The organism is Streptococcus suis, from assembly GCF_016775005.1.
In the GTDB taxonomy this organism is placed as follows: Bacteria; Bacillota; Bacilli; order Lactobacillales; family Streptococcaceae; genus Streptococcus; species Streptococcus suivaginalis.
The window spans coordinates 255,861-270,296 of sequence record NZ_JAEUXI010000004.1; the positions used below are offsets into that span (position 1 = coordinate 255,861).

The 14,436-nt window shown below is 42.9% G+C and carries 11 protein-coding genes; 2 read left to right on the plus strand and 9 right to left on the minus strand.

The window, feature by feature from the left end; genetic code table 11:
* Positions 1-97 precede the first annotated feature (97 nt).
* The 6 genes from cls to miaA form a co-directional block, all read right to left on the minus strand.
* A complete protein-coding gene (cls, locus tag JNG37_RS06280; RefSeq protein WP_158455279.1) occupies positions 98-1,645 on the minus strand; it encodes a cardiolipin synthase in 1,548 nt (515 codons plus the stop codon).
* Between the two features lie 78 nt (positions 1,646-1,723).
* Positions 1,724-2,479: an SDR family NAD(P)-dependent oxidoreductase gene (locus tag JNG37_RS06285; protein WP_158455281.1), complete on the minus strand. Its 756-nt coding sequence runs from the start codon at positions 2,477-2,479 to the stop codon at positions 1,724-1,726.
* On the minus strand, positions 2,476-3,405 hold the full coding sequence (rnz, locus tag JNG37_RS06290) for a ribonuclease Z (RefSeq protein WP_158455283.1): 930 nt from the start codon (positions 3,403-3,405) through the stop codon (positions 2,476-2,478). The genes JNG37_RS06285 and rnz overlap by 4 nt, the downstream gene beginning before the upstream one ends.
* A gap of 10 nt (positions 3,406-3,415) precedes the next feature.
* Positions 3,416-4,045, minus strand: a complete 630-nt coding sequence (locus tag JNG37_RS06295; RefSeq protein WP_158455285.1) for a cystathionine beta-lyase — start codon at positions 4,043-4,045, stop codon at positions 3,416-3,418.
* Positions 4,029-5,279, minus strand: coding sequence for a GTPase HflX (gene hflX, locus JNG37_RS06300; protein ID WP_158455287.1), 1,251 nt, complete (start codon positions 5,277-5,279; stop codon positions 4,029-4,031). Before hflX ends, JNG37_RS06295 begins: the two co-directional genes overlap by 17 nt.
* Entirely contained in the window at positions 5,272-6,156 is an 885-nt protein-coding gene (gene miaA / locus JNG37_RS06305) for a tRNA (adenosine(37)-N6)-dimethylallyltransferase MiaA (RefSeq protein ID WP_158455289.1), read from the minus strand. The genes hflX and miaA overlap by 8 nt, the downstream gene beginning before the upstream one ends.
* A 68-nt stretch (positions 6,157-6,224) precedes the next feature.
* On the opposite strand from miaA, the gene JNG37_RS06310 reads away from it, so the two are divergent.
* On the plus strand, positions 6,225-6,395 hold the full coding sequence (locus JNG37_RS06310) for a DUF3042 family protein (RefSeq protein ID WP_032502441.1): 171 nt from the start codon (positions 6,225-6,227) through the stop codon (positions 6,393-6,395).
* A gap of 459 nt (positions 6,396-6,854) precedes the next feature.
* Here the strand turns inward: JNG37_RS06310 and JNG37_RS06315 are convergent, their stop codons facing one another.
* A complete protein-coding gene (locus JNG37_RS06315) occupies positions 6,855-7,982 on the minus strand; it encodes an MFS transporter (protein WP_187321601.1) in 1,128 nt (375 codons plus the stop codon).
* Between the two features lie 247 nt (positions 7,983-8,229).
* On the opposite strand from JNG37_RS06315, the gene JNG37_RS06320 reads away from it, so the two are divergent.
* The gene (locus JNG37_RS06320) at positions 8,230-9,378 is read left to right on the plus strand and encodes a cobalamin-independent methionine synthase II family protein (protein ID WP_158455293.1); all 1,149 of its coding nucleotides are present in this window, start codon (positions 8,230-8,232) and stop codon (positions 9,376-9,378) included.
* Between the two features lie 97 nt (positions 9,379-9,475).
* Here JNG37_RS06320 and JNG37_RS06325 read toward each other — a convergent pair whose 3' ends face one another.
* Together JNG37_RS06325 and JNG37_RS06330 are read right to left on the minus strand one after the other, a co-directional pair.
* Entirely contained in the window at positions 9,476-12,880 is a 3,405-nt protein-coding gene (locus tag JNG37_RS06325; protein WP_158455295.1) for a pneumococcal-type histidine triad protein, read from the minus strand.
* 353 nt (positions 12,881-13,233) lie between these two features.
* A partial coding sequence (locus JNG37_RS06330) for a collagen-flanked surface repeat-containing protein (RefSeq protein ID WP_449276436.1) occupies positions 13,234-14,436 on the minus strand: 1,203 nt, incomplete at its 5' end.

The window sequence follows — 14,436 nt, forward strand, 5'->3', positions numbered from 1 at the left end:
CATAGGCTACTATTATATCATTTTTCTCTAAAAAATGAGAGCCAGGACTCTACCTGACTCTTCACTATATTCAAAGGTTGTCTACTCTCATTTCAGTCTATAAAAGTGGTGAAATAATGTTCATCAAGGCACCTCCTAAACGTTTATACCAAGGATAGGTATTTTCAAAACCAACCAGAGTAATTCGCTCAGATTGGGTAAAGGAGTCCTCGAAATCCTGTAAAATATCTGCCAAGACCTGCTTGTGATTATAGACATAGAGCCCGCATTCGAAGTTGAGATAGAAGGAACGGAAGTCCATGTTGACGGTGCCTACAGTTGCCTTCTTATCATCGACCAAGACAACCTTAGAATGGACAAATCCTGGCGTAAATTCATAAATTTCAATTCCTGATTCCAGGTAGGTTCTAAAATCTGTCCTAGCGGCCAGATAGGCTGACTGCTTGTCATAGATATGAGGCAAAAGCAGTTTGACCCTTACGCCTCGTTTAGCGGCATAAGTCAGGTTGTCAATCATCTCGTCATCCAAGACCAAATAAGGGGTCATGATATAGATGTAGTCTGTCGCCGACTGGATCATGTCAAGATAGACCCGCTTGGCAACTTCATCATTATCAAATGGACTTTCTCCATAGGCCAAGAAATAGCCTTCACCACCAACGACTTCTGCCTCAGCTTCACGCGCCGCTTTCAAGTATTTCAAGTCGTCAGTTGGCTTTTTCTCATTGTGGTTCCACATCTGCAAGAACATAAGGGTAAAGTTGGATACCGCCTCGCCCTTGATCATGATGGCCGCATCCTTCCAGTAGCCAAAACGCTCCCGCTTATTGATGTATTCGTCTGCAATATTGACACCACCCGTAAAGGCCACCTTGCCATCAATGACCGCAATTTTGCGGTGGTCACGGTTGTTCTGAACGGTAGATAAGGCAGGAATAATCTGTGAGAATACTCGAGTCTTAATACCGTAGGAACCCAGGGTCTTGTAGTAGGTATAAGGCAAGGTGCTGAGGGAATTCATTCCATCATACATAAACCGGACTTCCACACCCTGGGCTGCTTTTTCCTTCAGTATATCCAAAATCGATTCCCACATATAGCCGAAATCCACGATGAAATACTCCATAAAGATATACTGCTCTGCTTTTTTCAACTCCTCCAACAGGGCCTCAAACTTGGCTTCTCCTGATGAGAAATAAACCGCATCGGTATTGGTATGAAGAGGATAGCCGACATACTCACTCATGTAGTGAGCCAACTTCAGCTGCTCTCTGTCTTCTTTTGCCAGACCTTTCATCACCTTTTCAGAGGTCTTACCATACTGACGCAAAATCTCTGCCTGGCGCTGAAAGGTTTTTCGATAGCGCTGGGTCTCGATATTGGACTGCAGGATAAAGTAAAAGAGGGCGCCAAAAATAGGAATGCCAATAACAAACAAAATCCAGGTCAGCTTAAAACTAGCGTTCATGGGACGATTGATAATGGAAATAGCTACGATAATGGAAAACAGTTGCAATACGGTCAACATAGCCGGAACATATACAGCCAGTGAGCCCACCGCCCAAAATATAGCTACTACTGTCAAGACAATTAAACTCAGTACGATAAACGTCCGACTATAAATCAATCTCCAAAATTTACTCATATCTCCTCCGTATTGACTGTAATTTCAACTATTATACAAGGAATTTTCAAAAAAATCTAGGCTAACCTAGATTTTCTGCTACTTATAATTAAAAACCGTGCTGGCAAGAAAGTCCGCTAGTCTTGGAAAAAGCGTATAGAGTTTATGAGCTGCTGCCAGGGTCCAGGGCAGGTTGATATCCCGCTTCTTCTTGCCCATAGCTGAAACAATCTTCTTGGCAACATAGTCTGGCTGGAGTAAGAAAGCCTTGACGCTCTCTTGATAGCTTCCATCCGGGTCAGCCTGTTCGAAAAAGCTGGTTGCGATTGGACCTGGATTGACCGTAGTAACTGTCACACCATACTGGGCTAATTCCAAGCGAATAGTATTGGAAAATCCCATAGCCGCAAACTTGGTCGCAGAATAAACGGATGACTTGCTTGATGCGATCAAACCTGACATGGAAATGATATTGATCATCTGCCCACTCCGTCTAGCCTTCATACGCTTGCCCACCAAACGACATAGGGTCATCAAGGCAAAGGTATTGATATCAAACATGGCCTGCACCTGCTGGCTGGAAAAATTCTCAAAATCATCGTAAATGGCATAGCCTGCATTATTGACCAAGATATCAATCTGCCCAAACTGGCTATCCAATTCCTCAAAGAATGCCGTCAGAGCTGCTTCATCTCGGATATCCACATCAAATACAGCCTTCTTGTCATGAAAGGTATAGAGTTGCTCGATTTTCTCTACATCTCGTCCTAATAAAATCAAGAAATCATCTTTGAGCAAAGGTACAATTTCCTGTACCAAGCCGCCAGAAGCACCTGTTATCAGAATGGTTCTCATACTTCGATTTCCTCTAAATCTTTAACAATATGAACATGATCAAAAACCTTGCTGGCATCATTTCTCAACTGGCTAACATCCTTGGCCAAAAATCGAGGACTAATGTGGTTGAGAAGCAGCTGTTTGACACCTGCATCCTTGGCAACCTGAGCAGCTTCCATATTGGTCGAGTGTCCATGTTTTCGAGCGATTTGCTCATCTCCCTTGCCGTAGGTTGCCTCATGAACCAATACATCAGCATTAACTGCCAAACGCACACTAGCATAGCACTTGCGTGTATCGCCTAATATGGTCACCACCTTACCAGGTCGTGGTGGAGAAAGATAGTCACTAGCAATAATCTCTCTGCCATCCTCAAGAATCACATTTTGGCCATTTTTAATCTGTCCAAACAAGGGACCAAAAGGGACACCTGCTGCCAACAAGGCATCCGCATCCAGACTACCTTCTAAATCTTTTTGAATAACACGGTAGCCAACACATGGAACAGTATGGTCCAACTTCTCAGCGAATACCATGAATTTATCGGTTTCTAAGACCTGACCAACCGTCTCCACTTCAAACTCATGAAAATGAATGCGATAGGGAAGTCGCGTTCCTGATACCTTCAGGCTCGTCAATACATAGGAACGGATTCCCTCTGGCCCATACAGTTCAATATCTGTTTGTTCCTCACTGGACTGAAAAGCACGGCTCGATAAAAAACCAGGAAGCCCAAAGATATGGTCCCCATGCAAGTGGGTAATGAAAATCTTTGACACTTTTCGCGGACGAATAGAAGTTTCCAAAATCTGATTTTGAGTTCCTTCTCCACAATCAAAAAGCCAAATTTCATTGATTTCATCCAAGAGTTTCAAGGCCAAACTGGATACATTTCGAGCCTTGGAGGGCTGACCAGCCCCCGTACCTAAAAATTGAATTTGCATTGTTTACTTTCTAATGTTTTATATATAAAATTGCAGAGCGACCCGACCAGGCAAAAAATAACTGACCAGAAAAACCTTCCGCTACTTCCAGCACTTCTTCCTGATTAAAGCCAGAAATCTTGACCAAACCTTTTGCCTTTTCCACCTGGGTCAAGAGATAGTCTGTTTCAACTTCCTCTAACTCGGCGTCCTCAAAGGGATTGGCTTTCATGAAAATCTTGCCCTCCTCCACAAAGACGACATAGTGGGGAAAGACTTGGGCAATTTCAAAGAGCAAGCTATCCGTTACTTCCTCTACTCCTTCCGAAAAAACCTGAGCCAGACCGTCCGCCGACACATAGGTAAATCCGAAAGACTTGCCTGATAAATTCAGGCGGACAAAGGGCTTGTCTTCATCAAAGCTGGGTTCTTTTGGAAAAAGGCAGAGCTGCTGAGATAGAGTGAGATAGTAGTCCGTCGCCTCTTCTGCTCCTTGTTTCTGGTAGATTTCCGCAAAATAGGCATTGATAACCGAGGGCGGTGGCGTAATAAAATCTAGTTTTTGTTGGTCAGTCAAATCGGCTAATTTCTTCGCCAGATAGACCTTGTCCAGACTGGTAAAGCCACCGTATTTCATTGCCAAATCAAGATAATCCGTCATAAAATTCTTCCAACTTCCATTTATTGCTGGGAGCGATATAGCCTGATACCACTTCCACATCCTCTTCATAGGTCCGATTTTCAATCAGTGCCATAGTTGCCAAATCATGCAATTTATAGGCTTCAGCAAGTGGTACCCTGACCTCAAATCGTTCAAACATGGTCTTAATCTTGGCCAAGACCATCATCTGTATATGGCCTTTGGCATTGTCATCCTTAGCGGACAGCATGACATGAGGAAACTGACTTGGGGTAAAGCTGTCATCGGTCTTGTCCAACTTGTTGTAGAGGGCCAAGCGAGGAATATCCAGCATATCCAGGTCTTTTAAAATATCCAAGACTACCTGCTCCTGCTCACTGTGATTGGGGTCAGAGGCGTCGATGACATGGAGCAAGAGGTCCACGTTCATGGACTCCTCCAAGGTGGATTTGAAGGCAGAAATCAACTCAGTCGGCAGGTCCTGAATAAAACCAACCGTATCGGTCAAGGTCACGTTGAACTTGTCAGCCAAGTTAATCTGCTTGGTCGTGGCATCAAGTGTCGCAAAGAGTTCGTCCGCCTCGTACTGTCGCTTATCCGTCATGGCATTCATAATAGTGGACTTACCAGCATTGGTATAGCCAATCAAGCCGATTTTGAACACGCCTGATTGCAGGCGGCGTTCACGGACAGTCGCTCGGTTCTTCTCCACCGTTTTGAGTTGGCGTTCAATGTCGTGAATCTGATTACGAATGCTTCGACGGTTGAGCTCCAACTGACTTTCACCTGGTCCACGAGAGCCGATACCACCCGCCTGACGGCTGAGCATGATACCTTGTCCAACCAAGCGTGGCAACATGTACTTGAGCTGGGCCAAGTGGACCTGCAGTTTACCCTCGTGACTCCGTGCTCGCATGGCAAAAATATCCAAAATCAACTGCATACGGTCGATGACCTTAACCCCCAGAATCTCCTCCAAATTGACATTCTGACGGGGTGTCAGTCGGTTATTGACAATGACGGTATCAATCTCATCAGCTTCGACCATCTGGGCAATTTCTTCTAGTTTCCCTGAGCCAACAAAGGTCTTGCTGTCGTATTTTTCACGTTTTTGAGTGTAGACTCCCTTGACCAGAGCGCCAGCCGTCTTAGCCAGACTTGCCAACTCCTCCATGGACATGTCAAAGTTGTCTGTCTGCTGTAATTCCACTCCAACCAGGAGGGCGCGTTCTTGTTCTTTCTGGGTTTCAATCATTTAAAAATTCCTCCACAGCGGTGAAAATCTGTGACTTGTAATCTGGCTCGCCCACTGAATAAAAGGGAACCTGCATGCGATTTCTAAACCAGGTCAATTGACGTTTGGCAAAGCGGCGGCTATTTTGCTTTACCTTATCAACTGCTTCTTCTAGGCTGATTTGACCTGCTAAGTAGGGGAAAAACTCCTTGTAGCCAATTCCCATAGCAGCTTGGGCTTGGGGATGTTCTTGGTAGAGCCAGCTAACTTCATCTAGTAAGCCCGTCGCCACCATCTTATCCACTCGCTGATTGATGCGGTCGTAAAGAACCTGTCTGTCATCCGTCAGGCAGATGTAAAGAGGCTCATATTCTGACTCTGTATTTTCTAAGTTTTTGCCAAATTTTTTCAACTCTAACCCACGAATGATTCTCCGTCGGCTGTTTCCCTCGACTGTCAAACCTGACTGCTCTGCCATTGTTTCCAACACTTCATCAGACAAATTATCGAGTTCCGCCCGATAAGCAAGAACTTGCTCCTGATCAACCTGCCCGCCCAGATGGTAGCCTTCAAGCAAGCTCTGAATGTAAAGTCCAGTTCCTCCAACAATAACGGGGAGCTTTCCACGACTAGTAATGTCAGCAATTAAGGTCTTGGCTTCTGCTACAAATTCATAAGCCGAATAGCCCTCGGTCACATCTCGGACATCAATCAAGTGATGGACCGCAGCAGCCTGCTCTTCAGGACTAGCTTTTGCCGTACCAATATCTAGTTTGCGATAGACTTGTTGGCTATCACCGCTGATAATTTCTCCATTGTAGCGCTGGGCCAACTCAATGCCTAAGGCAGTCTTTCCTACCGCTGTCGGTCCAATGACCACAATTACTTTTGTTTTCATCTTTTTCCTTGAAAATATTTTGTTTTTTCGCTAAAATCTATTATAACACAAGTAAAGGAGAATTCACTATGGCTAAAGGTTTTGGTAAAGGATTTTTAACTGGCGTTTTATCAACCGTTGCTCTTGCCGCAGGTGCTATCTTCACCGTTCATAAAACTATCATTGAACCAGAAGAGAAAAAAGAGGCTTTCATCGAAGAAAACCGTAAAAAAGCCGCGCGCAAACGTGTCGCACACTAATTAGAAAACACTTATTTGAAAAGGAAAGCTTGACTTGTCTTTTCAGATCGCTTTAAAAACCTATCTCCTATACGAGATAGGTTTTTTTACGAACAGTTTCATTTCTGAAAACTTAAAAATAAATGTTTAGAACACGTAAATACATTGTTGTTACAGGAAAAACAATTTTTAAATATGTAAAATCAATGCATTTGAGTATTTTTGCATTTTAAACCATGTAAATTCAATGCATTTGCGTATTTTAAATTGTTAAAACATGTCATTTCAATGCATTTGCATACTTTAAATTTTTAAAACATGTCATTTCAATGTATTTGCGTATTTTAAATTGTTAAAACATGTCATCTCAAGGTTGTGGCCTATTTAATCTGAATTCCTATTAGGAGTTCTAAAGTTTTCTAGTCTACTCGTCAAAGATAACAGACATAAAAAAAGGCTGGCAGTTGCCAACCTATACATTTAGACAATGATATCTTCTTTTTCGATCAGGACAATGGTCCACATCATGGAAATGGTCACGACTGCTAGTGCCAGAATTAAAGGCATCCAACTTCCAAACAGAGGGAAGCTATAGCCAAGAAGACCTGGACCAAAGGCAGCAATCAAGTAGCCACCTGTCTGTACCATACCAGATAACTGAGCGGTCGCCTGGCTGTTGCTAGTTTTCAAGGTAAAGCCCAACATCATGTAAGGGAAGAGGGCAGCATTTGAAAAGCTAAGAATGATGTGGAGTGCTGACCAGAGAACAAAATTGGCTGGAATAAGGGCCATCATCACCAAACCGACAAGGGTCGCTGACGAGATAGCTAGCATGATATTCCGACGCATTTCCTTGCTTTGACGAGAGAGGATGGCTGGGATAATCATGGACATGGGAATGGCTGTCATATTGAAGAAACCAGCCATCAGTCCTGCTTCTGCCTTGCTAAAACCAACGGACTGGGAAATAGTTGGTAACCAGGTAATCTCTGTATAGTAGAGAACCGACTGCAATCCACCAAACATCAGAAAGGCCAGAGCTGCCTTATTTTTCCAGATGGAACTGCTTTGCTGATTCTGTTCTTTAGCCTCAAAGCGGTGATTGTTGCGCGTCGTAGGCAACCAAATAATAAATGCCAAAAAGACTACGCCTGTGATTAAAAGGACAAAGAACTGCCAAGAACTTGCTGATACAATTGGCACAGCAATCATCGCTGCAACTGTTGCTGCTACCCCCATCAGGGTGATGTAGATGGTCGTATAAAGCCCGATTTTCTTTGGAAAATTAGCTGTTACCAAGCTAGGTAACAAAACGTTGATGAAAGCAATCGTTGCACCAACAATGACAGTTCCTAAAAATAGGAATGGGAGTCCCAAAATGCGCATCCCTGATCCAATAACCATGACAAACAATACAATCGCCATGAGTTTTTCCATCCCAAACTTTTCAGCTAACTTTGGTGCCAAAGAAGAGCACAAGGCAAACATAATCAAGGGGATAGAGGTTAAAATGCCTAACGAGCTAACGTTTACTCCCAAATCTGCAGCAACATCCGTTAAAATAGCCGGTAAAGCTGTAAAGGGAGCACGCATGACGACCCCAAGCATCACAATTCCCAAGGTAGTTAGTAATAATTGATTCTTTTTCAAGTAGTTCTTTCCTTCCATTTTCCATAAAAATGCACTCTAGATTATACCATAAGTCCCCTTGCTTCCCAAGTAAATTTATCAAAAATCACAAAAAAGAAAGCTTTACCTATAGTTTAGAACTATATATTTGTTGACTATTTAACTATTTTTCAAGTTGGAGAGTTTCAGGTAGAATAAAACCATCACTTTGAAAGAGAGAAATGATATGACAAGTTCTAGATTTCAATTAGTTGGTTCCTTGCTACGACCATCTGACTTAGGAAAATACAAGCGCGAGATTGAAGTACGAGATGACATCTCCTATCCATTTTACCAAGATTTTGCAGGCTACCAAGAAACAGAACTGGCAGATATCAAGTCTGTGATTGCGGAGCAAAAAGAACATGGTATTCCTTATCTAACAGACGGTGAGTTCTCAAAATCTATGTGGCACCTTGATTTTGCCTGGGGCTTGCATGGCATTGAGCGTTACATCGCTGAGCATGGTTACCCTTTCAAGGACCATGATGGGAATATCTATGAAACCCGTAAAGATATCGGTCTACGTATCGTCGATAAATTGTCTGGTAAAAATCATCATTTCATTGACATCTACAAGATTGTCAAAGCTGAGGCTGGTGATGCCGCTACCAAACAGACAGTTTGGGGACCAGCACACGCCTTTACAGAAATTGCTGTCTTCAATGGTCAAGTTGGTCCTGACCAAGTCTATCAAACACGCGAAGATTTGAAAGAAGGCTTGATCCAAGCCTACAAGGAGTTTCTGACGGACTACAAGGCAGCAGGTGGTGAAATCGTACAATTCGATGACTGCCTTTGGGAATTGTTTGACCCCGCAAACCCTGTTCCATTCTTCCCACAGGATGATCCAGAAGCCTTGGCTGCACTTGCTGATGAATTCGTAGCCATCAACAACGCTGTCATCGCTATCGGTCATGACTTGGGTCTAACAGTTTGGACACACAACTGCCGTGGTAATTATGAAAGTCGGCACGCTGCTGGCGGAACTTATGAAGCCATTGCAGAGAAATTCCTTCGTGACCAGCAATATGACCGCTTCTTCCTAGAATGGGATGATGAACGAGCTGGTGATTTAAAAGCTTTGGAAAGCTTGCGTGATAAAGATGTTGAAGTTGTCTTAGGTCTTCTATCTAGTAAAACAACTGACCTAGACGATGAAGAACGTGTATTCCGTCTCTTGGAAGAAGCAAGCAAGATTATTCCAAAAGAGCGTCTCTACTTGTCACATCAATGTGGATTCGCCTCATGTGATTCAGGTAATGAATTGGCCATCCCAGAACAATGGGCGAAAATTAAACAAGGCCAAGAAATTGCAGAGAAGTTTTGGGCATAGCCTCTTCTCCTTATTCGTGCACCACAACAGCCCCATCTTTGATGGGGCTGTTGTTTGTTCTTCTGAAGTCTTAAAACTAGAAATTGGTTCGAAGTGTCTAGTAAGCTGATTCATTTTCAAAAGAATCTAACAAACTCCCTAGTGGCTTCCAAGTCAAACCAATGTCTTCATTGTCCTCCTCAGAAACTGAACTTGTATATTCTCCGAAAATATCGGATAACCACTCTAGATCTTCATCGGATAACTCGATGTCTTCCTCACTTGATTCATCAGTGGTTTCCAGATGATCCTCTATAGGGGAACTTGGAGCTTTCGTTTCGGTTGATGGTGCTGGTTGGCTAGGTTTTTCAGTCTCACCTTCATTTTCAGTGAATGTAGGAGTTTCTGTTGAAGCTGATTCTTCAGAAGTTGCTTCAGGTTGACTTGCTAGCACTTGATTATTAGTTGCATTTGAAACCTCTGATGCTTCTGTAGAACTTGAAGCTTGTGCATGACTCGGATGAATCTCAGCTGGTGCACTTTCTACTTCGATAGGTTGAACTAGGGCTGGTTGATTTGCTTCCACCAATACAATTTCTGGCAAACTCAAAGAATTGACAAAGAAGTCTCTAGTCCCCTCGACAAACATATTCATTTCCAGACGATTCATCTGCAAGACACCATACTCTTCAGACATTTCCAACTGCTGCTGAACCTGACTCTTGATATCATTAGTCATTGCGATGCTGCTGGTTATCAAGTCTTCAGCTAACAAAATAGGACTAGCTGCCAATTCTCTTCTCACAACCATGCCATAAATCTGATTAATGAGACGAGCTGCCTCTTGGCGAGTGGTTGGCTTCAGATACGGACTGTCAATTCGCGCCAAAAGGTAGTCCATGTATTCCATCAATCGAATTTCTGCTCGATCTTGGAACTGCTGAATTTCCTTCAAACTATGGGAAATTCTAGCCAACTCTTTCTCATCTCTCTTGAGACTAGCCTGATTAATTCGTTCCACCCAAAAAGTCTGTGACGTTGCTGTCCCAGTTAGATTGGTCATTCTCAACAAAGCAAGGAGGTCCTGATAAGTTTGATTTTCTGCCTCGGAACCTGGTTCGGTCTCTTCAAGCGCTTTTTCATCTTGTACTTGCTCTACAATATCTGGGAAGGTCATCTGTCTTGTAAACATCTCGCGGATGTCTGCTACAAATGCCTCCATAAATGCCCTATTTACTTGCAGTTTTTCTGATGCAGGACTAGTCTGAATAGGGTAGGTTTGATGAGCGACCTTTGCAAAATGGAGAGCGATTTTCACTTCCACCAATTCTTTGGACAAATCCAAAGGTTTGACGGTACTATTTCCTCCCAAGGTTGCTTGGAACAGACGATCTAAGGTGCCTGCCAATCTTTCCCGCAAATCAGGTGACAGATACGTTTGATCCAACTGAATAAGCATGTAATCCATATACTCCATTGCCGTGATATCTGGACGGTCTTGGAAATGCTTCAACTCTTGCAAGATATGCTCTAAATTAAGCAATGACTGCCTGTTTTTATCCTGACTGGCTTGATTGAGTTGATTGGTCAATTCTTCCTTATTAACTGGCAAGTTGCTAGTATCTAACATGCGAATCTTTTCAAGAATTGATTGATAAAGGCTATCAGCTTGATCTTCATGACGGCTGGTCTCTTCTTTCAAAATATGAACCTTCTCAAATTGAGTCAACATAGCAAGATAACCTTCCGTCGAATTGGTAACCAATTCATCTAAATGGCTTGAAAACTCCTCCAAAGCTCGTTCAATACGACGGTATTCCTTGCTCGCTTGACCATATTTTTCAAGCGCAGTTTGACGCAAACGATCCACTTCTTGATCTACGATCACTCGAGCAAACTCTCCCTCTCGGTAACTTCCTACAATACTTGGTAATTTATTAGCAAGATAAGGTTCGATGCCATCCACTGCTTGAATATGTAAAACATGATCATGACTTCCATGTGGAAGAGTGAACTTCTTATCTCGGATTATCAATTTAGAAGGTGCAATACCTGTCCGCTTGGCTACCGCCAAAAGCTCCGCTTCAAAGTCCATTTCCGGATCACCAGTCACCTCTGGAATGACTAACATAGACCGTAAGATCACATATGGATGCACATGAGTCGGATCATAGGCGTGACTAGGATCATTGAAGCTAAAGGTCGTATCTGAAACTCGAATAGCTTCTTTTGGTACACCATAGACCTTAGAAATGTAGTCGATTTTTCTTTCCAAATCCTCGTTGCTTTTAAACGGTTTGGTTAAATCAATATCTTTCAAAAGTACCAGATGATCATGATCCCCATGCGGATACATAAAGGCTTGGCCCTGCGGAGTATCCAAAAGACTAATGGAACTTACAGGTAAACCAAGTGCCTGGGCAAGATAGTCACGCTTGGTGGTAATCACTGCATCTTCTTTTGATGGTACCAAGGATTCCTGACACTTACTATCATCAACTGTAATTGGATTGCTTGTAGAATCACTAGCTTCACTCTTGTCATTGTCTAGCGCCTCTGAGTCAGCTTGAGGATTGGTTAGCAAGAGATAAGCCCATTTTGATCGAGCAAGGTCTTCTTTTCTAAGGACGTGGGTATGGCCCTTATGCTGAACAAGCAAGCCTAAGGCATTTTGACCGATAATACCTTTTCCATCAAACAAAAAACCATCACTAGTCGGGTAATCAAGCCCAGCAATTGCTTGAATCCTTGGTACCACAGGAACTACAGGTTGATGTGGCTGTCCAACTTCTATAGTATGAATAGGATTTATTGTGGATGTTACTGGACCATTAGCAACTACTCCCCTATTTTGTTTTAAAATATAATGGTAATGATCTCCATGTCGAACTGTGTAGCCATTTGCATCTTCAGCTATGATATCTGCTGGGTTAAATTGATAATGATCTTGATGGGATGCACTAGATACCCGAGAATCTGCTCGAAAATCCGATTGCTTGGTGAAATCCATACCAACTGGGATCAGATATTCCCACTTGCTCCCTTTCAAATCGCCATAAAAAATAAAATGCCTGTGACCATTATGCAGCACGACAATACCTGTCGCTGTTTTACTTTCCACTTGTTTTTCATCTGTCAATAAAAAGCCATCTGTGGTTGGTCTGTCAATTCCAGCAACTCCTGTCTGACTTGTTGAAGACTGACTTTCTGATTCATGGTCATGGCCGTGATCATGATGGTGATGATCATGTTCTGGATTATTTTCGGTCAACTTTCTCGCCTCTTCCAAAGAAACAATTCCATCTCCAGCTTTTTTAGGATAGTAATAAATTTTCCCCTTAACACGAATAATATAGCCTGTCCGAACTTTATAAAGAATATCACTTTCATTTAATCTGTAGCTTGAATCATCTAAAAGTGTTTCCTTTAAGAATTTCGCTTCATAAGGTACAGAACCCTTTTCAAAATGTTGATGGTCCCCATGAACCAATACGTATCCATCTTCACTTAAGGCAGCAACCACATAAACAATGTCTTCCTTTTGAGCCTGATGCTGGTCAAGCGATGTGCTAATTTCTTGTGCCTACTGTTCTTGCTGACAAGCCATAAGTGTCAGTCCACACATAAGAGAAATTCCTGCTAGAAAAAACTTCCCTTTCATATTCACCATTTTCTCCTTCTTTCAACGCAAAAATAATTCACCAGTTAAGTATATAATTTTATCATTTATTAGTCAACTGGTTAGTAATTAACTGGTTTATATTTTGGTGTTTTTAACACGAAAAAAGAGAGAACAAATTTTGTCCTCTCTTTTCAAATAGTGAAAAATAGTAATTGTTAATAAATATAACCAATGTTACTTGAAAATTTCACGTTTTAGTCATCTTTTCTTACGACAGCTCCCACAAAAGATAAACTAGCTAAGAGAGCACTTCCACAAGTAATCAATACAAGTGTTGTGTCCGACTCACCCGTACTTGGTAATACTGTAACATCAATCCCAGGCGTTACGACAACTTTTGGATTCCTCGGTTGGCTTGGAATATTTGGATTAACAAATGGAACTGATGGTATCGGCACAACCGGTGGAGTTGGTACGACTGGTACCGTTGGTACAACTGGTGTCGTTGGTACGACTGGTACCGTTGGTACAACTGGTGTCGTTGGTACGACTGGTGGAGTTGGTACAACTGGTGGGATTGGTACGACCGGTGTCGTTGGTACAACTGGTGTCGTTGGTACGACTGGTGGAGTTGGTACGACCGGTGTCGTTGGCACAACCGGTGGAGTTGGTACGACTGGTACCGTTGGTACAACTGGTGTCGTTGGTACGACTGGTACCGTTGGTACAACTGGTGTCGTTGGTACGACTGGTGGAGTTGGTACAACTGGTGTCGTTGGTACGACTGGTGGAGTTGGTACAACTGGTGTCGTTGGTACGACTGGTGGAGTTGGTACGACTGGTGTCGTTGGTACGACTGGTGGAGTTGGTACAACTGGTGTCGTTGGTACGACTGGTGGAGTTGGTACGACTGGTACCGTTGGTACAACTGGTGGGGTTGGTACACAACCACAGTCTTTACCATCTCTACCGTCTTTACCATCTTTACCATCTTTACCATCTTTACCATCTATTCCGTCCTTACCATCACGGATAAAGGTGGTTTCCCGACTGCCGTCTGGTTTAACAATGGTAATTGTTTGACCGCTGTTGCCATCTTGATCTGTACCTGGTGTAACAGTGACTTCTGAATTCTTACCGTCGCGACCATTGAGGATGGTTTGACGACTAATTTCATTGCCATCACCATCCTTGATGATGATTGTTGTTCCGATAACTTTGTCACCTTCTCGAACTTCAATTTGTTCAACTAGAGGTGATTTACCGTCTTTGCCATCTATTCCGTCCTTACCATCTTTACCATCACGGATAAAGGTGGTTTCCCGACTGCCGTCTGGTTTAACAATGGTAATTGTTTGACCGCTGTTGCCATCTTGATCTGTACCTGGTGTAACAGTGACTTCCGAATTCTTACCGTCACGACCGTTGAGGATGGTTTGACGACTAATTTCATTGCC

Coding starts and splice junctions, on each gene's coding strand:
- cls (WP_158455279.1), bottom strand. CDS start 1,645: ATGAGTAAATTTTGGAGATTGATTTATAGTCGGACGTTTATCGTACTG.
- JNG37_RS06285 (WP_158455281.1), bottom strand. CDS start 2,479: ATGAGAACCATTCTGATAACAGGTGCTTCTGGCGGCTTGGTACAGGAA.
- rnz (WP_158455283.1), bottom strand. CDS start 3,405: ATGCAAATTCAATTTTTAGGTACGGGGGCTGGTCAGCCCTCCAAGGCT.
- JNG37_RS06295 (WP_158455285.1), bottom strand. CDS start 4,045: ATGACGGATTATCTTGATTTGGCAATGAAATACGGTGGCTTTACCAGT.
- hflX (WP_158455287.1), bottom strand. CDS start 5,279: ATGATTGAAACCCAGAAAGAACAAGAACGCGCCCTCCTGGTTGGAGTG.
- miaA (WP_158455289.1), bottom strand. CDS start 6,156: ATGAAAACAAAAGTAATTGTGGTCATTGGACCGACAGCGGTAGGAAAG.
- JNG37_RS06310 (WP_032502441.1), top strand. CDS start 6,225: ATGGCTAAAGGTTTTGGTAAAGGATTTTTAACTGGCGTTTTATCAACC.
- JNG37_RS06315 (WP_187321601.1), bottom strand. CDS start 7,982: ATGCTTGGGGTCGTCATGCGTGCTCCCTTTACAGCTTTACCGGCTATT.
- JNG37_RS06320 (WP_158455293.1), top strand. CDS start 8,230: ATGACAAGTTCTAGATTTCAATTAGTTGGTTCCTTGCTACGACCATCT.